The sequence below is a fragment of the Candidatus Kuenenbacteria bacterium genome (assembly GCA_012797775.1).
Lineage (GTDB): Bacteria > Patescibacteriota > Patescibacteriia > UBA2196 > GWA2-42-15 > JAAZMX01.
The window spans coordinates 1-19,836 of record JAAZOM010000007.1 but is presented as its reverse complement, the minus strand read 5'-3'; the positions used below and the strand labels follow the sequence as shown (position 1 = coordinate 19,836).

Below are 19,836 nucleotides of genomic sequence, written 5' to 3'. Positions count from 1 at the left end.
TGCTGATACAGGGAAGACAATTCCCTGTTTTGAGAAATTCATTTTTGACAGTACATGATGAATGAGATATCTGTGAATTCTGCCATTACCATCAACAAACGGATGATTTTTGACCATAAAGTATAATAAGTGCGCGGCTTTTTCTTCCAAAGTCGGATAAACATCTTTCTTGTCAAAAGCTTGCATCACATTACCCACAATACCAGCCAAATTTCCTACCGCGCTTTCTTGAGCAAAAATTTTTGTCGCCAATTTCTTGGCTACCAATTCGCGCTTCAGATCATTCACCGCTTGCCATAAATGATCGGCTGTCAGTTTGACCTGCTTTTTCGTCGCGCCATTCTTTGGCCAGCCAGACTGGTCATAGGCAGACAACGACAACCAAGTATTGGCAAAAAGTTTTACCAAATCCAAAACCTCGGTTTGACTTATTTTCGAGCCGGCTGGCAAAAGTTTTTTAACTTGCTCCACTGCTTTGATAAAAGCGTCATAATTTTTGGCAATGCGCGCCCGGTTGATCGTGTAGCCGTCCAAAATATGCGCCCGCAAGGTTTTGGTCGCCCATTGACGAAACGTAGTCGCTTTTTTGGAATTGACGCGGTAACCGACCGATAAAATCATGTCTAAATTATAGTACTCAATAACACGCCCAATCTTTCTATTTCCTTCTTTTTGAACTGTTGCAATTTTTGCAACAGTTGCCGTTTTATTTAATTCTTTGGTTTGATAAATATTTTTAATATGACGAGAGACACCAGATTTGTCAGTATCAAAAAGATTAGCCATTTGTTGTAAGCTGGCCCAGATAGTTTGTTTCTGCAAATCCTCTTTGAGTTCAATCGCTCCGGATTTGGCTTGATAAATAACAACTTTATTTTTTAAATCTTTTTTGGCCATAAAAATTTTATTTATGCTACCCCGCCTTTTCATTCATCACTTTATTCCCCTTGCCCTTCACCCCGATCAGCACCAAAACTATGACAAAGACCAAAAGACACGCCCCCACTGTCCAAATAACCAAAGGATATTGGCCATCAAAAGCATCTTTGGATAAATGTTTGGACAAAATCGCGCCATAAGCCCAGAGCAAGACCAAACCATAAGGAATATAGCGATCGCGCCACATGCGCCATGAGCCAATGATTGTCCCCACCACCAAAACTACTGCTGTCCAGATACTCTCACTAATACCAAAGCCATTCCAACCCAGGCTCACCAATAATATCGTGATATTGGCAATGGTGGCCACTGTGATCCAGCCAAAATAAATACTAAAAGGCAAACGCACGAGCCAACGCTCTTTGGCCGTCTTGGCGCCCTCGCGCAAAATATCCGCCAGCCTGATCAAAGTCGCGAGCATAGCGAGCATGATAATGACGGAGAGCCAGATGACATCATAGTGCCAGGCAAAAAGCCAAGCGGCATTTAAAAGTGTGTTAATAATAAAAACTTGATTCACTCGCGCCACTAGTACATCATCTTTGCGCGTCAGCTGATAAATCACATAAATACCAAGCAGAGTATAAATCAATCCCCAGATAGAAAAAGCATAACCCGCCGGCGCGAACAGATTTGGATAGCTGTCGGAAATAGCGCCAGTGTCCCGACCAGCCAGAGGCAATGACACCGCCAGATAATTTACCCCGACCATAATGATATAGCCGACCAAGGCCCCGAGCCTGAGAAAAATAGTGTTCATATTATTTAAAATAATTAATAATAAAAAAAGCAATGATACTGGTGGCCGCGGTCACAAAAACTCCCCACAATATATCTACCATAGTCACTGTCCAAGGCCAATTGGCAATAGTCGCCTGATTGGTCAAATCATAAGCGCTATAAGCCGCCAAGCCCAAAAGCGCCCCGCGCCACAAAGCTTCCAGCCAATTATTTTTTGCCAAAGCCGGCATCACTGCCAAAACCAGAATACCCGCGGCATAAACCAAATAAAACAAAACCGCTGGCGTAAAATTTATTGATTTTTGAAACAAAAAACCCATGCGCTCGGCATAAAACCCTTTGGCCACTACTCCAAGCCATAGGGCGTCAATCATCCCCAAGGGAACCAAAATCGCTAGATAGTATAAAAAATAAATCATATAAATAATTTTATAACTTATATTCAAATTATCTCATCTTTATCTGCTTTTAGCAAATAAAAAAGAGCCCTAACGAAAATCGTCAGGGCCACGAATCAGGCTTCGGGATACCTCGCTTTTTTAATAATTTCTCTGTATATATTCTTGGGTGTCAATCCCAAGGCCTTCTGATAAATAGTCTTATGGACTGAAAAATACACCCCTGTTGGGCTAGCATTTGGATCGCCAGCTCTCTCGTCACCCAGATACCCAGCTATGCCAGCAAGTCTCGGGTGAGTGGCTACCGCCTGCAATATAGCTTCAAGTCGTTTCGGGAGCAGCTTCTTCCTGGCCACTGCGAACAGTAAGCCAAGACTAACCAGCCTGTCTGGGTCATCTGATGTGCCCGCAATAATATCGGCAATTTCTTCAGCCGAGCCATGTTGCATGGCCTCCAAAATTGTTGACAAATATAGCCTTGCCATTAGGTCCTCCAAGTCTTTATGTTCTACAATTTAGTACCGCCATTTTTTTCCCAGCCAAAAAAGCACAGCCGATCGATAACAAAAAGAAAACCAGCAAAAGGCTGATAATAATAATCAGACACAACCAGCTGATATTCAAGGCCACCCCGATAACCGCGAGACAAATCGCCACCGCGGTCAAAACTCCAAACACCACACTGGCTTTTTTGAAAAACCTAAAACGGGTCACCCGCTTATCATTCTCTTCCTCGTATTGGTAATCATAATCTTCCATATAATCTCCCTCCTTTATGTTTTGTTTACAATTAATTTCTTTGTTTTTATTATCTTGCCATTTTTCTCGATTTTTGGCAAATTTATCCTGCCCAAAAATTTTGTGCGGGATAAAAAAGCCGGGGAGCCTGCCCCGGACTTTTTATTGTCTTTTAGTATTCTACAAAATATTTTATCTTGGCCTCTGCTTTGAGCCGACTGATCATAGCCTCGGCTTCCTGATTGAGCTTCATATTACTGATCTCCTGCTTCACCTGCTCCCTAGTCGCCGCCTCATCATCCTTGGCTATTTCTATTTTATAATCAGCGATATATTTTGTCACTTCCTCATCGCTCACCGCTATCTTGTCAGCCACCATCTTTTCTACCTGTTTTTGTATGACTATCTGTTCCTCTAGATCTTTTCTCTCCATGCCCTGCATCTTCAGGGCCTCTTCCAGCGTGCCCCCCTGTGTCTTTATCTGCTCCTCGATCTTTTTTATCTGCTCGTCTATCTCCTCTTGGCTCACAGTAATATTCTTTGCTTTGGCTTCTGCGGCAATCAGTTTTTTGGTAATCAAAGAATCCAACAAAACCTTACCAGAGCTCTTCTCTAATTTTTCAATCACCGCAAACCGGCTGATCGGACTGCCATTGACTGTTGCTGCCACTACCAAGCCTTTCAAAAAATAAGCCAAAACCAAAACTACCGCAGCTGCCACCACAATCGCCACGATTTTCCAATTTATTTTTATTGTTTTCTTCTCCTCTTTTGGCTGCTCTTCAGCCAGCGTCGGAGCAATTTCGACCTCGGGATTATCCTTCTCCAAAATGTCTTTTTCCATAAACTATATTTAATTAATAATCAACATTGTCTTTATTTTCTCACTTTCTAAAATTTTTGGCAAATTAACCCAATTTTCTCTACCCTTCGAATCCCGGATTTGTTCAAAAATTAAAAAATCCACCAGCCTAAAGCTGATGAATTTTTTAACTCTCGGGGACAGGGATTCGAACCCCGATTGACAGGACCAAAACCTGTAGTCCTACCATTAGACGATCCCCGAACATTGCTCTCCTTACTTTTTATTTGCTCTAAGATACTTCAAGGTTTCGTGTAATTTACTCATCAAAACCTCTCTTCCATATCCTGTTTTATAAAAACGTTCCTGCTCTAATGCCTCAATTTTTGTCAAAAAAGCTTCATAGTGGATTAGCTTGAAAGGTCTATTGTCTGCTGTATACTTCCCACCAATCCCCTTATTGTGATCAGCAAATCTCTGCTTTAGATCACTTGTGCTACCTGTATAAATCCTAAAATTTTTAAGGCTTAATAAATTATAAGTATACCACATAATTAATTTTGTCCCCGCCTCTACGGCGGGTCGCCGACGAGGCGACTACCATTAGACGATCCCCGAACAAAAACAATTTTATCTTGAGCAGGGCGAAAGATCCCGTACCACAGTAATTATGCTAATTATAATTAACACCAATCTAGACGTGTTCCCTCGACTATACTTCGCTCCACTCGAGACAAGCTCTATTAAAAATTATTCTACCACTTCTCCCCCAAAAGATTCAAGTACCTGCCCCAAAATATCATTCTCAGCTACTTTTACACCGCTCAGGCTTTCCTCGCTTTGTTCTCTTGCCTCACGTCGCATATCCAGCTCTGCCAACTCACTCGGCTTGAGTGCCCGACCCCTCACTTTTAGCTCTTGGCCAACTATTTCTTTTATTGCCTCGACAAAAATATCTTTATTGCTATTCATCTCAAAACGGCTTTTGTGCAAATCATACTTAAAACCTATTTCCAATGTATCATTTTCTATCAAAAGAGGCCAGACCATTGACTCATTGATAAACATCAGGTCTCTGCTCTTCTGGTGCCCGGCTTTTATAATTTGCGTCCACTTTTTTTCAATTTCCTGAAATACTCCTTGGTTATCAGATTTTTTAAACACAACCAATGGCTCTTCTTCTGATTTTTCTTGGCCTGGTTCTTTCTTTGCTTCTTGTTCTTTCTCTCTTCTAATAATTGTTGGCATTTTCAACATTGTTCCGCCATCTATCCCGCCAATCCGGCCCGTTTCCCTGCCCTTGTCGCAGATAGTCACTACGGCGAGCTCCAGGGGTAATTGCTGTATCTCACTGTCTTTCAAGTCTCTGCCTACTGACAAAAATATCTTCAAATTTTCCACCAACTGCGCCACTGTCGCTCTTTCCACGATATTGGTCATGTCTGACCCGACCTTGCCGAGCATGCCTATCCAGTCTGACTTGACCGCTCCCTCTTTTACCAAAATCATCTTGCGTAAAAATATTACCAATTCTTTATTAAATACCTCAAGGTCCACACCGTCATCTACCATTTTATTTATAAAATCAAGGGCTTCCCCCGTCTGTTGGCTGAAAATAATTTTCAAAAATGCCATCACCAAAGAAATATCGGCTGAGGGCAAAACCAAGGTAGCTTGTTCAAATGTAATTTTTTTCTCGCCCAAAGACAATACCTGCCCCAAAAAATTCTCTGCGTCCCTCATGCACCCTTCCGATCGTATAGCTATAACCTCAAAGACCTCCTCTTCTATCTTCACTTTTTCGGAATCGGCTATCATCTTGAGCCTTTTTATCGCCTCGGCTGGTGCCACTTTTTTAAAATCAAACCTCTGGCAACGGGAAATTATCGTCTCCGGCACCTTGTGCGTTTCTGTCGTACATAAAATAAAAATGGCATGGGCTGGCGGCTCTTCCAAGGTTTTCAAAAGCGCATTAAAAGCGCTAATGGAAAGCATATGTACCTCGTCTATAATAAAAACCTTAAATTTGGAACGATGTGGTGAAAAACGAACATTATCTATGATATTTTCACGCACATTGTCCACGCCCGTATGCGAGGCCGCATCTATTTCCATCAAATCCATCGCCCTGCCCTCATTGATCTCGAGACACGACTGGCACTTATTGCATGGTTCTGTCTCTCCCTCTTTCCTTGCCTCACAGTTTACCGCTTTGGCCAAAAGTCTAGCTACCGTTGTCTTGCCAAGCCCTCTCGGCCCACAAAATAAATAAGCATGCGTAAAATTACCCGAAGCGATCTCGCTCATTAGGGTCATTTTTATATGATTTTGACCGACCATTTCTTTAAATGTTTTTGGCCGGTATTTACGATAAATCGAAGCCATACACTTATCTTAATGGCTAAAAGCTCAAATGTCAAAAAATATCTTATCCAATCAACATAAAACAAAAGCCCCCTTTATTCGGGGGCTCAAAAGCTCAAAATATTATAGTTCTTCCAACCCCTGATTATCTTTGTCTCCCAGGTCATCTGTCTTCGTTGGTTCTTCACTCAAAAAATTATTCAGATTGTTTGGCAATGGCTTTGGCTCTGGCGCTGACGGCCCATAAAGCCCGCCGCTCTTATCTTCCACCAAAAATGACTCTTGTGGCTTTTCCCCATCCATGGGCGTCAAGGTTGTGGCTTCTTCTTTTTTTTCTTCCTCTGGTTCCATTTTCATCTCGTCAAAAATAGATTTTGCCGCCTCTTTGGTTTTGTCTTCCGCTGGCTTTTCTTCTGGTGTATCCATGCCCGGTATTTCTTCTCCTGCCTTAAAAATATTTTCTACCGCTGCCCAAGCAGTCTCTCTGCCCTTGGGAACAAGTATGGTCACCCTGTCTCCTGGCTCACCCTTATAATAGGTGATTGAGGCGGTCAAAACCTTATATGACTTGCCATTGGCCACCACCCGATATTCGTCGGTTTTTTCATCAATCGACAAGATGCCTACGACACGGTCACGATCCAAAAGATTTATCTGCTTATAAACAAAAGATCCGTCTGGCATAATTGTCAGCTTCAAACCGTCCCCTTCAACCAATTTTGATTTTGAGGCATAGTTGGCTGGCACCGAATATCTTTTTCCGTCCGGCCCAAGCATGTTCTGTCCGTCAAAAAGACCTTCAATTATCTGACCGTCCTGCCCCCCTGCCGCACTACCCACCCTCTTGGCCTCATCTGCCAAGATTGTGTTCTCGCTACCCATCAGTCCATCGAGGATTTTTCTGGCCTGTTGCAGAGATATTTCCGCACCTTCCACCAGACTTTTCAGTTCCAATATTTTTTTATCGCTATTGCTCATATTTTTTGTTTTTGTATTAGTTTTATTTTGTAAGAAAAACTAATAACTTAATGGATAAGTATCAATAATTATATTATAAAATATCCTGCTTTTGCTGTCCAGTCTTACTTTGTGCTCTCCACCCTTTGCCAAATTTTTTCTCTTTTTTGACCCAATATTTTTACCCGCCAAAAAGCAATTAGCCAAGCCAAGAGACGCGCGCCGAATAAGGCCAAAAGCCAAACTTTTTCCTTTGGGCCAAGGGCATATTTCTTCCACATCTGGCCGCCACCCGAGGTCTCGCCCCAAAAAGAGCGCGGCTCTTCTTTTACTTGCCACTCTTTTGGTATCTGGTAACTAGCCGCCAATGTTCTGACTTTTTGCTTCAACCAATCTGAAAAATTTTTGGGTGCCAACACATTCACCTCTGCCCGTTCTTCATATTTTATTTTAAATCCCTTGTGCCAAGCGTAATGGGAAAAAAAATCATCTTCAGCCAAAGATTCTTCCGGCCAGACAAAATCAGCTAGTGTCTCTCTCCTTGCCAAAAACAAATAACCACTCACGGGAAAATAAGCTCCCCGTGAACTTTTTTCAACTCTAATCCTGTGGGCTGTATCAAATAAAACATTCTGCCAAAAACCAAAAATTCCTATCTGATTTTTTTGCGCCACCGGCTGCCCAGAGACCAAATCGCCATCGCTTTCTGCCAAATATCTAGCCGCCCCCGGTTTTATCTCTACATCGCCATCTGAAAATATTACTTTTTCCCCCCTCGCTTGCCGGATCGCCAGATTCAAAGCTGCACTTTTGCCGTGCCCCAAATCCCTTATCGCTATCACTGGCTCGCCAACATCTTTCGCAGACTCCAAGGTTTCTTGATCTGGCGCCACTACTATTATCTCACTGGACTCGAGCTTTTCCCCAACAAAAGCCAGGACCGCCCTCTTGATGGTCTTAGCTTCGTTTTTCGCTGTGATTATTATAGAAATCATCTTTATTGCACCAATATCACCGGCTCGACCGTATAACCACTCAAAATAAATTCATTTAAATAATACTGATAACTGCCATGAGTCACCTCAACTGTGGTAGTAGCATTATTGAGCGGGGTGAAAAAAGCCTGCCCGGCCAGCCCTGTTTCTAATGTATTATCATATCCAAAACTATTTGTCACGTGTACACTCGCCCCTGCGATGGGCAACCCCTCAATATCTTTTACTACCGTCAAGAGACTGTGTTCTGCTGCTGGATCTAGGGTAATTACAACGTCTTGGCTAGAATTCACGGGCAAAACTATCGGTTGGGGCGGGTCAACTTCTGCTATATCATAACCAGACGCCTCAGAAACTGTCATATTATAGGTGTCCCACTCCATATTTGGCAAAACAATATTGCCAGCAAAATTTGTTGTTTTACTCTCATTATATTTATAGACCAAGTCTCCGCCGCTGTCGCGCCCGATAGTTTTCTCTCCTCGCAGGCTCACCGTCACCCCCTCTAGGGCCAATCCATTTACATCCTGAACATGGATATTCATATTTGACACCAGATCTATAGTAAAACTCTCTGATGTTGACCGCCCCTCTATAATACTTAGATGCGGCTTATCTGGTGACGGCAAATCTGTCGTTGTATTATAAGTCTTGTCTGTGGTATAGCCAGACTTTGTCACGGTTATCTGGTAAGAATCACTCGCCGCTTTTATGCCTGGCAAAACAATCTGGCCTTGTGCGTTGGTAAAAGTGTTAGTGTCAATAATGGGACTGATTTGATTATTATAAATATGCACATTGGCATTTCCGACCGGCAAACCACTAGCGTCAAAAACTGTGATCGCGAGAGTGCCCCCGCCGATCGCTTCCTCTCCATTTCTTGAGGCCACATCCGTAAAAAAATCTACTGGCGAAGAACTAAAATTAGAATTCCAGCTCACCCTGACCAGGACCCTTTTATAATCACTCGGGACTATATCTACCGGATCAGAATTCCAAGTGCCGTCAAAAGGATCGTCTACATAAACCACGTTTGTATAGACATCGTAAACTATACTATTCAGCTCCACACTCTCCTCCTCTGCTATCGCCCCCGGCACCACGCCACCGACCGTACCAATGCTCGTATATGGCAAATTCCTAATAATTTCCAATTTTTGATTCGCCAATTGCGTTGCCCCCACTCTGGCTTTCGTCTCCCAGACCATCTTCAAAGATAAATTGAACAAAGAATACAAAGTAAAAATAGCCACGGCCAAAATAGCAATGGTAAAAATTACTTCTAAAAGGGAAAAGCCCCTTATTTTTTTTATTCTTCTCATTTTTAAATCAAAAAGACTGCGTCAAAGAATACATCGGCATAATAATGGCAATCGCCATACCACCAACGCCAAAACCCAAAACCAAAATCAATATTGGCTCAATCAAAGAAGGCAGACTCTCCATTACCTGATTTATGTCCTCTTCATAAAACTGGGCCACTTCATCCAAAACCTCGTCCACTGCTCCAGACTCTTCACCTACCTTTAGCATCTGGATCACTGTCGGCGGAAAAAGTTTTGGATACCCAGACAAAACCTTGTTGATCTGTAAACCCTTGGCTATCTTTTGTGAGGCGTCCACCAGGGCCATCTTATAATAAACATTACTGGCAATTAATGATGTTATCTTCAAGCTTTGCACAATAGGTATATCCGTCTTCAACAAGGAAGATGTTGTTCGACAAAAACGAGCCAAATTTATTTTTTTCACAATGGTTGAAAAAACTGGAATTTTTAAAAATATCTTATGAAAAATATTTTTACCCCTCTCGCTCCGATAAAATTTTATAAAAATAAACACAAAAATTATCAACCCCAATACCACATATACCCCGTTGGCGGTGATAAACTTACTAACCCCAATAAGGATTCTGGTTGGCAAGGGCAACTTGGCCTTAAATTCTTCAAAAATGGCTATCAGCTTGGGCACCACAAAGACAATCATGGCTGTACCTATACCGACCATCGCCACTACCACCACCAGAGGGTAAACCATCGCCCCCTTTACCTTGGCGATCAGATCATGATCTCTTTTCATCTGGATATGCAGCCTTTCCAAGACACCTTCGAGATTGCCAGACATCTCTCCAGATTTGATCATGTTTACAAATAAATCATTAAAAACCTTTGGGTATTTCTCCAATGCCTGAGAGAAAGATACACCCGAATCCACCTCGTGAGAGACATTGCCCAGTATCTCCTTAAAATAACTATTGCTGACCTGCGCCGCTACCGTATCGAGCGCGGCGCCAAGCGACAAACCGCCCTTTACCATTATCCTCAAGTTTTGGACAAAAAAAATCTTTTCCCGCAAGCCGATACTGCGAAACTTTTTCAAAAAATCAAAAAATTTTTTATCTTTTTTGTCCTCACTTACTTCATTTTTTTTGTTATCCGAAAATTGGCTTATCGTAATCGCCATAATTTTTATTTATACTTTTATTCTTTGGTTACGCGGATTATCTCTTCAATGGTTGTAATACCATTTTTGGCCTTAATAAAACCATCTTCGGTCATCGTGATCATCCCCTGCTCCCGCGCCTTCTTTAATATAACTTCAGACGAACTGTTTTTGAGAACCATGTCGCCGATTTCCGGTGTTACCTCCAAAACTTCATATATGCCCATTCTCCCCTTATAACCCTCTTTGCACTGATTACAGCCTTTACCTTTATAAAACTCCAGACTATCCCAAGATTTTGCCGTTTTTAATAAATTATTTTTCTTAAAAACACCCATGATGTTGTCCAAATCAAAATATTGCTCCAACTCTTTTATAATATTTTTATCCAATTTGTATTTCTGGATGCAATTGGAGCAAACCCGCCGAACCAATCTTTGCGCCACTATGATATTTACCGTTGAGGCGATAAGGAAAGAAGCGATATTCATATCCTGCAAACGTGGCAAGGCCGTAGCCGCATCATTGGTGTGCAAGGTCGCCAAAACCAAGTGACCGGTCATAGCGGCGTTGACTGCGATATCTGCTGTCTCTGTATCTCTGATTTCTCCCACCATTATAATATTTGGGTCTTGGCGCAAAAAGGCTCGAAGCCCAGCTGCAAAAGTATAACCAATTTTTGGATTGACTTGGGACTGATTTACCCCGGGCATCCGATATTCAATCGGATCCTCAATTGTGGTGATATTTACTCCGGGCTTATTCAATAAGTTTAAAATCGTATACAAAGTAGTTGTCTTACCACTGCCTGTCGGCCCTGTTACCAAAACCATGCCATTTGGCTTTTCAATATTTCTTTTTATCGCAGCCAAGGCTTTGTCCTGAAAACCAAGCTGCTCCAAGGTCAAAACTCTGTTGGACTCATTTAGGAGACGCATGACTATCTTTTCCCCATCAAAAACAGGAATAATAGAAACACGAAAAGAAATTTTATAGTCATCTGTCTCTATTTTAAACCTGCCATCCTGCGGTAACCGATGTTCGTCCAGTTTTAGGTTGGATAATATTTTTATCCTGGCCACCAGTCCCAAGTGCACCTTTTTGGGCAGCGTCATCACCTCCCGCAATACGCCATCAATCCGATAACGTATTATTACCTCTTTATCAATTGGCTCTATATGGATATCAGAAGCCCCCTCGAAAATAGCATACTCAAGCAGAGTATCCACCACCCTGACAATCGGCAAATCCTCTGCCATTTCTTTCAATTTTTCTTTTTCCTCCCCCTCTGACGCCTCACGGCCTGTTATTTTTTCAAATTCTGCCCTAAGACTACGGTGATATTGCTTCAAGACGTTGGTGATAGAGGTCGGGGTCGTATAATAAATCTCTAAGGGCATTTCTATCTTTTTCTCTATAAAAGCAAAAGTCTGCAAATCAGTCGGATCAAGTGTCGCTATCCTCAAATTGGCTCCTTTTTTATCAAAAGCCACTACCCCATGCGATTGAGCTATCGGCTCGGGGATAAATTGTAATATATCCCTTCTGATAACTTCATTGGACAAATCAATAAAAGGAACGCCTTTTGCTTTGGCAATTTTTTCAAAGGCCTGCTTCTCGTCTATCACCTTGTCGCCTATCAATAAGTCAGCCAAAGAAATCTTTTTTGCTTGGGCCTCTTTTATATATTTGTTTATTTCACCAGAAGATAATACTTTGGCTTTTTCCAAATCCTTGGCGAACTCTGTTTCGTTTATCATATTTAAAAAATTATACCTATAAATATTATAACACAAAATTATGCAAAAATCACCAAACTTTACTATGAGGACAAATAACTATATAATAAAAATACATATATGCTTTTTCCTTCTTTGCAAAAAAATGTCTTTTCCCAAGACAAAGTTGTCAAAATAGGGCTCCTTTCCTCTTTGTTTTTCGTTTTACTCTCTTTCCTCGCCTTTTATTTTCTGCTTCCGCCCCAAGTGGAACCCGTTGCACTGCGTTATTCTATATATTTTGGCATAGACCTTATCGGTCAATGGTGGTCTATTTTTTTATTTCCCCTAGCCGGACTGGCAATCACTGCCATAAATTTTTATTTGGCTTATAAGCTCTCTTCGCGCTCACATACTCTCGTTGGTTTTCTGGTTGTCGGCAGTATTGCCTTTCAAATATTTCTTATAATTATCACCCTACTTATCCTGTTACTCAATAAATAATATGACCAATATCTATCTGATAAAAATACTAATTCTTACTACTGTTTCTTTTGTGCTGTCTTTCCTTTTGACCCCCATACTCACTCATTATCTTTACAAATACAAGCTGGGCAAATCTATCAGAAATACTGGCGCCACGCCTGTCTTTTCCTCTCTTCATGAACACAAGGCCGGCACGCCCACCATGGGTGGCATCCTAATTTGGTTTACCACCCTAATCATCGCTCTTCTTTTCTTTTATATTGATTATCTTTTCCCCAGGAGCTCTCTTGGTATTCTAAACTTTCTGACTCGGGAGGAGACAGTCTTGCCTTTGAGCTGCCTGATCGCCACTGCTCTTGTTGGCCTTTTTGATGACTTTATCGATATAAAAAGTAGTGGCAAGGGTGGTCTGCGCATGAAACACCGCTTGTTAATTTACACAATTATCGCCACTATCGGCGCTCTCTGGTTTTACTTCAAGCTCGACTGGGACGTTTTTCATATACCTTTTGTCGGCAATCTGGTTATTGGCTGGTGGTATATTCCTGTTTTCATTTTTGTCATCGTCGCAACCGCCTTTTCCGTCAATGAGATTGATGGCCTTGATGGCCTAGCCGGCGGCACCCTACTCGCCGCCTTCACTGCCTTTGGGGCCATTGCTCTCATACAGGACAAAATAAACCTAGCCGCCCTATGTGGTGTTATCGCCGGCGCCCTCTTGGCTTTCTTGTGGTTCAATATCGTCCCAGCCCGCTTCTTTATGGGTGATACTGGCGCCATGGCCCTAGGTGTTACCTTGGGGGTTGTCGCCATGTTGACCAATCAGGCACTCCTACTTTTAGTAATTGGCTTTCTTTTTGTAATTGAATCTCTCTCGGTTATCCTACAAATGCTCTCCAAAAAACTCCGCCATGGCAAAAAAATATTTCTCTCCTCGCCCATCCACCACCATTTCCAGGCCATCGGTTGGGGAGAAAGCAAGATAGTTATGCGCTTTTGGGTGATTGCCGGCGTCACCGCTGTCATGGGCGTTGTCATTTTCCTCTTAGATAAAGGCTTATAATAAATCACCGGCTTTTAATTTTAAATTTACTTTAAAATTAAGTCATTATAAAATTGTTTGAAAATTAAAAATTGGAAATTATAAATTATCTATGTATCTTGATCTTCACTGCCACACTATCGCTTCCGACGGCATCCTGACCCCTACCGCTCTCGTCAAAAAAGCCAAGCAATTGGGCTTTTCTTTTATTGCCAAAACTGACCACGACAATGTTGATCTGACAGCCGAATTCCTCTCCGCTGCCAAAAAATACCAAATCACTGGCATCCCGGGCATGGAAATCTCCAGCCGCTACCAGGGCAAATCTCTCCACATCTTGGGACTGGGAATTGATTATAAAAATAAAAAAATAAAGTGGTATGCAACCAAATGCCGGGAGGCCAGAAAAACTCGCGGGCTAAAAATGGTAGCGAAGCTAAAAAATAATGGTTGGCACATCAAAAAAAATGAATTGAATAAAACCCTCTTAGCTCGACCCCACGTGGCCTTGTCAGTTATCAACCACCCCAAAAACAAAAAGAGACTCTTGAAAGAATTTGGAGCTATCCCCGACTTCTCTACTTTTATCCGTCAATACTTGGCCAAAGGCTGCCCTTGTTATGTACCCAAAAAATTCTATCTAAAGCCACTGCCAGCTATAAAAATGCTTCACTCTGCCGGGGGCTTAGCCATTGTTGCCCACCCCATGAGCAAAACAAAAGAATTTAGTTATAGCCAAAAACATCTGACCAAAATAATCCGCGAACTGCCATTTGATGGCTTGGAGGTTTATAATACCTGCCACACCGATACCGAAATTGACTACCTAAAAAAAATAGCCCAAAAGAACAACCTACTTATTAGTGCTGGCTCTGATTACCATGGCTACGACAAAAATTACCCGCTCGGCCCGAGATACCGGGGACGCATGATTACCCGCAGTGAATGCCAAGAGCTTCTCAAGAAAATTAAGCCCTAGAATGCCCAAATATCTGCTATTTCTAAAAAACAGCCGATCAGTTATCGACTGTTTTAAAAAACATCAAAGTTATATATCATTTTTTAGTTCATCAGCAATTCCCACTAAATACTCCAACATGGCCACGCTTCTTTCCACAGATAGATCCCCTTTGCCATTTTCATCTTCAGTCTTATGAATGTCGTGTGGATCTAATAACGCCAACCGATAACCCTCACCCTCTCTCATAATAGATAAATTTCTAAAACCGATAAAATCAACTACTTCCCCCGTCTGCTGCTCATGTTTGCGCGTCTCTTCTACAAAATTAATAAAAACTTCTTTTAGTTTATTGTCTCTCCTTAAAAAACTTACCAACTCATCTCTCCTGATCTCGCAAAAAACATCCCTCAATTCATCTCCATAACGCTGCAGTACGGCTATAGAATCTTTTTTGGTCCTGGGGTCTTTTAATCTCAGCACAAATTGCTCCAAAAAAACTTCTTTTTGTATCTCTGCGCTATACCAACTCTTTATATATTGATAATCTTTAACAAAAGACCGGCCAGCATCCCGTAAAGAATCAAAAGATATTCTACCTCCACGTGATTTTAATATTTTCAATGCCCAGGACTTAGCGGGTTCCTCTTTGTTCCTCAAGTAATAAACGTCCATCGTTCCGCCCCTATCTACCAGCCCATTAAAATCAAATTTTTCTGGGTTAAAGGGAAGTTCTTTAATATCATAAAAAAAATCTTTGGCCAATCTAGAGAGTATCGCATCCTGACCCTGACCTAAAATTTTTCTTATTTCCTGGAAAACTAACAAAGCCAAAGCTCTTCTTCCCAGCTTTGGCTCTTCTTTTCCTTGTGACCCGAAAACTCCACGATCCAGTGGATTAACATTACTGAAAAAGGCTTCTTCGGCCAATCTAGAAGCCCTATCTCTCAAACCACCTGCCATAAAATTTATTTTATTTCTTAACCCTCAAAAAGTTACTTCTTACCCCCCAGTTTCTGCCATACCACCAAAAGTGGCGACGCCACAAAAATAGAAGAATACGTCCCAAAAAATATACCGAGCATCAAAGACAAAACAAAAATTCTGATTGTCTCTCCGCCAAAAAAGTACAAAAGTATCAATGTCAAAAGGGTGGCAAAACCAGTATTAGTAGAGCGAGCGATAGTTTCATTAATGCTCCTGTTGACCGTCTCTTCAAATGTTTCTCCGGCGCTATGGAATAAATTTTCCCTAGTCCTATCATAAACCACGATCGTATCATTGACCGAATACCCGAGAATTGTCAAAAGAGAAGTCACAAAAAACATATCTATTTCATAACCCCAAAAATGTCCCAGGGCTGAAAATATGCCAGTCACTATTACCAAATCATGTATCAAGGCGATCACTGCGCCCACCCCATACTTCCAAGATGGCACCGGCCTAGAGACCTTCCTAAAAGCATAGGCAATAAACAATACGATCAAAAGTGAAGTAAGGATCAAAGCGGTTATGGCTTTGTTTTTGAGCTCATTACCCACCACTGGCCCGATTGACTCAAATTTGTTTTCTATTACCTGATCTGCGCCAAAGCTGCTCTTCAGTGCCATAAACATTTTTTGATGCTCTTCCTCGCTCAGGCTTTGTGCTCTCAAAACCAACTCTTTATCTCCAGCTGGCTGAATCTGTATGTCTTGGATATTTTCCTTTTCGAAGGCCTCCTTAACTTTACTGATATCTGGCCTTTCTCCGACAAAGGTATACTCAGCTATTGTCCCACCTGTAAAATCAATACCCAATTTTAACCCCCACAAAGACAAAGATATAATAGCCGCCACAAACAAAACCAACGAGATGGCAAAAAATATTTTTCTTTTATAGACTATTCTCAACATAATATTAAATTAAACTGTCTTCTTTGTTTTTAACCCGCGCCAAATCAACCACTTATATTTCTCCATCGCTTTAGCCGGCAAAACACGCATAAAGCTCCTAGTAACAGTAATGGCTGTAAACATAGAAATCAATATACCTATGGCCAGAGTAATAGCAAATCCCTTCATTACCGAAGTGCCCACCCAGATTAATATAGCGCAGGTAATCAATGTCGAAATATTAGAATCAATAATTGACGGCCAAGATCTTTTAAAGGCCTCCTCCAAAGAGCTGGCAAAGCCCCTGCCATTGCGCAATTCTTCCTTCAGTCTTTCAAATACCAAGACATTGGCATCTACCGCCATACCAACCGATATAATAAATCCAGCTATGCCCGAAAGGGTCAATGTCACATTCAAAAGTCTGTATGAAGCCATAGAGATAAGGGCATAAATACACAAAGCCAAAACCGCCATTAGCCCTGGCAGGCGATAATACAAGGTTATAAATATCGCTACAGCCAAAAGACCCCACAAGCCTGCGGCCAAACTATCAGTCACGGATTTTTTGCCGAGGGATGGCCCCACTGTTTTTTGAGAAATCAAATTTATTGGCACTGGCAGAGCACCGGCATTAAGTCTTTCTACCAGCTGCTTAGCCTCTTTGAGGTTAAACCGTCCAGTGATCACTGCTTTGCCACCGGTTATCTTTTCATTCACGGTTGGCACAGAAATCGGCGTGCCATCCAAAAATATTGCTACCGGCTTGCCAACATTTCTGTCTGTAATTTCTTCAAACAATTGCGCACCCTCATCATTAAATTCCAAACTCACCTCTGGCTCCCCTGTATTTGGGTCATATTGTACTGATGCTCTTTTCAGGTGTTTACCTGACAATTGGGTATTTGACCACTGGTCTACTGGCGGCACCATATCCTCGGGTGATTTTGTCGCAATCAAAATATGCGCTGATAAAACTTCTTTATTGCTTATCGTCATTGGTGTAGTTGTACCATTGACCTCTGCTGTCGCCTCTATCTGCTGAGCATCCCTCTCGTCTATTTTTTTGATAATATGGTAACCAAACTGAGTTTTAATAGGGCTGGCTGTTATTTGTCCGGCTTTCAAAATATCAAAAATAGCGTTTTCAAATTCCGGCACAAAAGATCCTTTAGTCGCCCAGCCCAAATCTCCTCCTTTATCCTTGGAGCCGGGATCTTCTGAAAATTCATTAGCCAATTTAGTAAAATCTTCACCAGCCAAGGCTCTGGCATTTATCTCCTCCGCTTTTTTCCTAGCCGTCTCATTAAAACTATCCATTTCTTTCTGCTGTTCGGCCGTCAACTGTATTTGCTGATTGTTAAAAGCAGCGTTTGATTCTTTAAATTCCAAAAGCGGCGTTTCGCCAATCATCGTAATAGCTTGGTTTACGTCTTTTACTCCTGCCAATTCCACAATAATACGATAATTCCCTTCCTGATTCTGGTTTACCTGTACCACCGGTTCAGCCACGCCAAAAGCATTTACCCTTCTCTCTATCACATCTCTCACTCCTCCAACAGCCGAACTGGCATCGCGGCTGTCAATTTTGCTGATATCCGCCTGATATAAAAGCTGGGTTCCGCCCTTCAAATCCAAACCCAGATGAAAATCAAATTTATTCCAAAAAGATGCACCCGGCACCCAATCTGGCACACTCAAAGACTTCCCGCCGTCTTCAATAGGTGAAACATGGCCGTCAAATAATAGGGCCAATAATGTTAAGATTATTATCAAAAATATAGTCAAACCAACTCTTTTTCTGGTTGCTGCCATAATTTTATTTAAAATAAAGAGGAAAAATCCTCTTGGATTTCTCTCTTTTTAGGATAGAATATCACCTCCTATTTGTCAAATCAGACCAAATTTTTTATTTTGTCCCATAATATCCCCTGTACCACCTTACAAACTTCTTTATCCCCCCTGCTAAATTTGTCTTGGGTTGATAACTCAATATTTCTCTGGCTTTTCCTGTGTTCGCGTATGTCCTGTGCACATCCCCAGCCTGCATTGGTTTCATCTCCACAATTGCTCTTTTGCCGAGATTTTTCTCAATCAAACTGATCATTGTCATGAGTTTCTCTGGCTTTGAATTACCCAAATTAAAAATCTCGCAACCGCTCTTTATTTTTAGAGTTCTGACAACGCCTGACACAATATCATCAATATAAGTAAAGTCTCTATCCATTGCGCCTCGGCCATAAACCTCTATTGGCCTTCCCTCACTGATACTTTTGGTAAATTTGAAGATTGCCATATCCGGCCTACCCCATGGCCCATAAACCGTAAAAAAACGGAGACCAATCGTATTTATCCCAAACAAATGGTAATAAGTATAAGCCATAAGTTCGGTTGATTTTTTGGTCGCTGCATACAAGGAAATCGGCTCGTCAACCCTATGGCCCTCGGCAAAAGGCAATTTTTTATTATTACCATAAACAGATGATGAAGAAGCATAAATAAAATGTTTCACCCCATACTGCCTGCACAATTCGAGCAAATTAAAAGTACCTACGATATTTGACTCTATATAGACAAAAGGATTTTCTAGTGAATATCGCACCCCGGCCTGGGCCGCCAGATGAATTATTTTGTCAAACTTCTCTTTCTTGAATATTTGCTCCAACTTTTTGTAATCAGCAATATTCAATCTATACACCCTAAACTTCAGGCCTTTCAAAAATATTTTAATCCTGTCTTCTTTTAATTTTGGGCTATAATAATTATTAAAATTGTCCACCACTACCACCTTGTGGCCCAGCTGGACCAATTTTCTTACTGTATGAGAGCCGATAAACCCAGCTCCCCCTGTCACCAATATCTTCATAATGTTTTAATGTTCTAGCGCTTTAATGTTTTAATGTTTTTATGTATACTAAATTATAATAATCATATCAAACTTATGTCCTCAAATCAACCAACAAAAATCCTTTATTTGGTCACACTATCTGAATGGGGTGGCGCTCAAAAATATGTTTTTGATTTGGCTGTCCTAGCGCAAGCCAAGGGCTTTGATGTCTCGGTGGCCGTTGGCGGCAAACCGGATGGACAACTCCTCACTCTCCTCTCCCGCTTCTCTGTCTCTAGCTATTATCTGCGCCGGCTACAACGCTCCCTTAATCTCCATGATGACCTCTTGGCTTTTATCGATATTTATAAATTAGTCCGCCGACTCAAACCAGATATTATTCACCTCAACTCTAGCAAAGCCGGCTCGCTCGGCGCTCTGGCCGCCAAATTATGCGGCGTTAAAAAAATTATCTATACCGTCCACGGCCTGGTTTTAAATGAGCCACTTTCCGCCCCCAAGCGCGTATTTTATTGGCTGTCAGAATGGTTTAGC

At 41.6% G+C, this 19,836-nt stretch carries 20 protein-coding genes, 1 tRNA gene and 1 pseudogene; 4 read left to right on the top strand and 18 right to left on the bottom strand.

The genetic code is table 11. The features are described 5' to 3' along the window. The 14 genes and pseudogenes from GYA54_01115 to tadA all read right to left on the bottom strand — a co-directional run. The coding region (locus GYA54_01115; GenBank protein NMC51312.1) for a virulence protein RhuM/Fic/DOC family protein at positions 1–897 on the bottom strand (897 nt) is incomplete at its 3' end. Positions 898–913: 16 nt separating this feature from the next. Next, a complete protein-coding gene (locus tag GYA54_01110) occupies positions 914–1,699 on the bottom strand; it encodes a tryptophan-rich sensory protein (GenBank protein ID NMC51311.1) in 786 nt (261 codons plus the stop codon). 1 nt (position 1,700) lies between these two features. Beyond that, a complete protein-coding gene (locus GYA54_01105) occupies positions 1,701–2,099 on the bottom strand; it encodes a DUF2177 family protein (protein ID NMC51310.1) in 399 nt (132 codons plus the stop codon). Positions 2,100–2,194: 95 nt separating this feature from the next. After that, positions 2,195–2,548 (bottom strand): hypothetical protein, encoded by a 354-nt coding sequence (locus tag GYA54_01100; protein ID NMC51309.1) that lies wholly within the window; start codon positions 2,546–2,548, stop codon positions 2,195–2,197. Positions 2,549–2,579: 31 nt separating this feature from the next. Then, the gene (locus GYA54_01095) at positions 2,580–2,837 is read right to left on the bottom strand and encodes a hypothetical protein (GenBank protein ID NMC51308.1); all 258 of its coding nucleotides are present in this window, start codon (positions 2,835–2,837) and stop codon (positions 2,580–2,582) included. Positions 2,838–2,988: 151 nt separating this feature from the next. After that, on the bottom strand, positions 2,989–3,660 hold the full coding sequence (locus GYA54_01090) for a hypothetical protein (protein ID NMC51307.1): 672 nt from the start codon (positions 3,658–3,660) through the stop codon (positions 2,989–2,991). Positions 3,661–3,811: 151 nt separating this feature from the next. Next, positions 3,812–3,882, bottom strand: a tRNA-Gln gene (locus GYA54_01085). Positions 3,883–3,894: 12 nt separating this feature from the next. Next, complete coding sequence (locus tag GYA54_01080) at positions 3,895–4,170, bottom strand: GIY-YIG nuclease family protein (protein ID NMC51306.1); 276 nt, start codon at positions 4,168–4,170, stop codon at positions 3,895–3,897. Between the two features lie 198 nt (positions 4,171–4,368). After that, positions 4,369–6,003, bottom strand: coding sequence for a DNA polymerase III subunit gamma/tau (gene dnaX, locus GYA54_01075; GenBank protein ID NMC51305.1), 1,635 nt, complete (start codon positions 6,001–6,003; stop codon positions 4,369–4,371). A gap of 438 nt (positions 6,004–6,441) precedes the next feature. Beyond that, a pseudogene (locus GYA54_01070) lies at positions 6,442–6,960 on the bottom strand (hypothetical protein). A 104-nt stretch (positions 6,961–7,064) separates the two neighbouring features. After that, entirely contained in the window at positions 7,065–7,934 is an 870-nt protein-coding gene (locus GYA54_01065; GenBank protein NMC51304.1) for a glycosyltransferase family 2 protein, read from the bottom strand. 2 nt (positions 7,935–7,936) lie between these two features. Further along, positions 7,937–9,256 carry a prepilin-type N-terminal cleavage/methylation domain-containing protein gene (locus GYA54_01060; GenBank protein ID NMC51303.1) on the bottom strand — a complete coding sequence of 440 codons (1,320 nt, stop codon included), beginning with the start codon at positions 9,254–9,256 and terminating at the stop codon, positions 7,937–7,939. Between the two features lie 7 nt (positions 9,257–9,263). Next, on the bottom strand, positions 9,264–10,397 hold the full coding sequence (locus tag GYA54_01055; protein NMC51302.1) for a type II secretion system F family protein: 1,134 nt from the start codon (positions 10,395–10,397) through the stop codon (positions 9,264–9,266). A 17-nt stretch (positions 10,398–10,414) separates the two neighbouring features. Continuing rightward, positions 10,415–12,136 carry a Flp pilus assembly complex ATPase component TadA gene (tadA, locus tag GYA54_01050; protein ID NMC51301.1) on the bottom strand — a complete coding sequence of 574 codons (1,722 nt, stop codon included), beginning with the start codon at positions 12,134–12,136 and terminating at the stop codon, positions 10,415–10,417. A gap of 99 nt (positions 12,137–12,235) precedes the next feature. Between tadA and GYA54_01045 the strand changes: the two genes are divergently transcribed. The 3 genes from GYA54_01045 (at position 12,236) to GYA54_01035 (ending at position 14,601) form a co-directional block, all read left to right on the top strand. After that, the gene (locus GYA54_01045; protein ID NMC51300.1) at positions 12,236–12,598 is read left to right on the top strand and encodes a hypothetical protein; all 363 of its coding nucleotides are present in this window, start codon (positions 12,236–12,238) and stop codon (positions 12,596–12,598) included. A 1-nt stretch (position 12,599) separates the two neighbouring features. Continuing rightward, entirely contained in the window at positions 12,600–13,643 is a 1,044-nt protein-coding gene (gene mraY / locus GYA54_01040; protein ID NMC51299.1) for a phospho-N-acetylmuramoyl-pentapeptide-transferase, read from the top strand. Positions 13,644–13,734: 91 nt separating this feature from the next. Further along, the gene (locus GYA54_01035) at positions 13,735–14,601 is read left to right on the top strand and encodes a PHP domain-containing protein (GenBank protein ID NMC51298.1); all 867 of its coding nucleotides are present in this window, start codon (positions 13,735–13,737) and stop codon (positions 14,599–14,601) included. A 69-nt stretch (positions 14,602–14,670) separates the two neighbouring features. Here GYA54_01035 and GYA54_01030 read toward each other — a convergent pair whose 3' ends face one another. From GYA54_01030 to GYA54_01015, 4 genes are all read right to left on the bottom strand, one after another. Next, a complete protein-coding gene (locus tag GYA54_01030; GenBank protein ID NMC51297.1) occupies positions 14,671–15,543 on the bottom strand; it encodes a hypothetical protein in 873 nt (290 codons plus the stop codon). A 32-nt stretch (positions 15,544–15,575) separates the two neighbouring features. After that, entirely contained in the window at positions 15,576–16,475 is a 900-nt protein-coding gene (secF, locus tag GYA54_01025; GenBank protein NMC51296.1) for a protein translocase subunit SecF, read from the bottom strand. Between the two features lie 9 nt (positions 16,476–16,484). Then, on the bottom strand, positions 16,485–18,269 hold the full coding sequence (gene secD, locus GYA54_01020; GenBank protein NMC51295.1) for a protein translocase subunit SecD: 1,785 nt from the start codon (positions 18,267–18,269) through the stop codon (positions 16,485–16,487). Positions 18,270–18,363: 94 nt separating this feature from the next. After that, the gene (locus GYA54_01015) at positions 18,364–19,320 is read right to left on the bottom strand and encodes an SDR family NAD(P)-dependent oxidoreductase (GenBank protein ID NMC51294.1); all 957 of its coding nucleotides are present in this window, start codon (positions 19,318–19,320) and stop codon (positions 18,364–18,366) included. Positions 19,321–19,395: 75 nt separating this feature from the next. On the opposite strand from GYA54_01015, the gene GYA54_01010 reads away from it, so the two are divergent. After that, positions 19,396–19,836, top strand: a 441-nt coding sequence (locus GYA54_01010; protein NMC51293.1) for a glycosyltransferase family 4 protein, incomplete at its 3' end; no start/stop codon positions are given.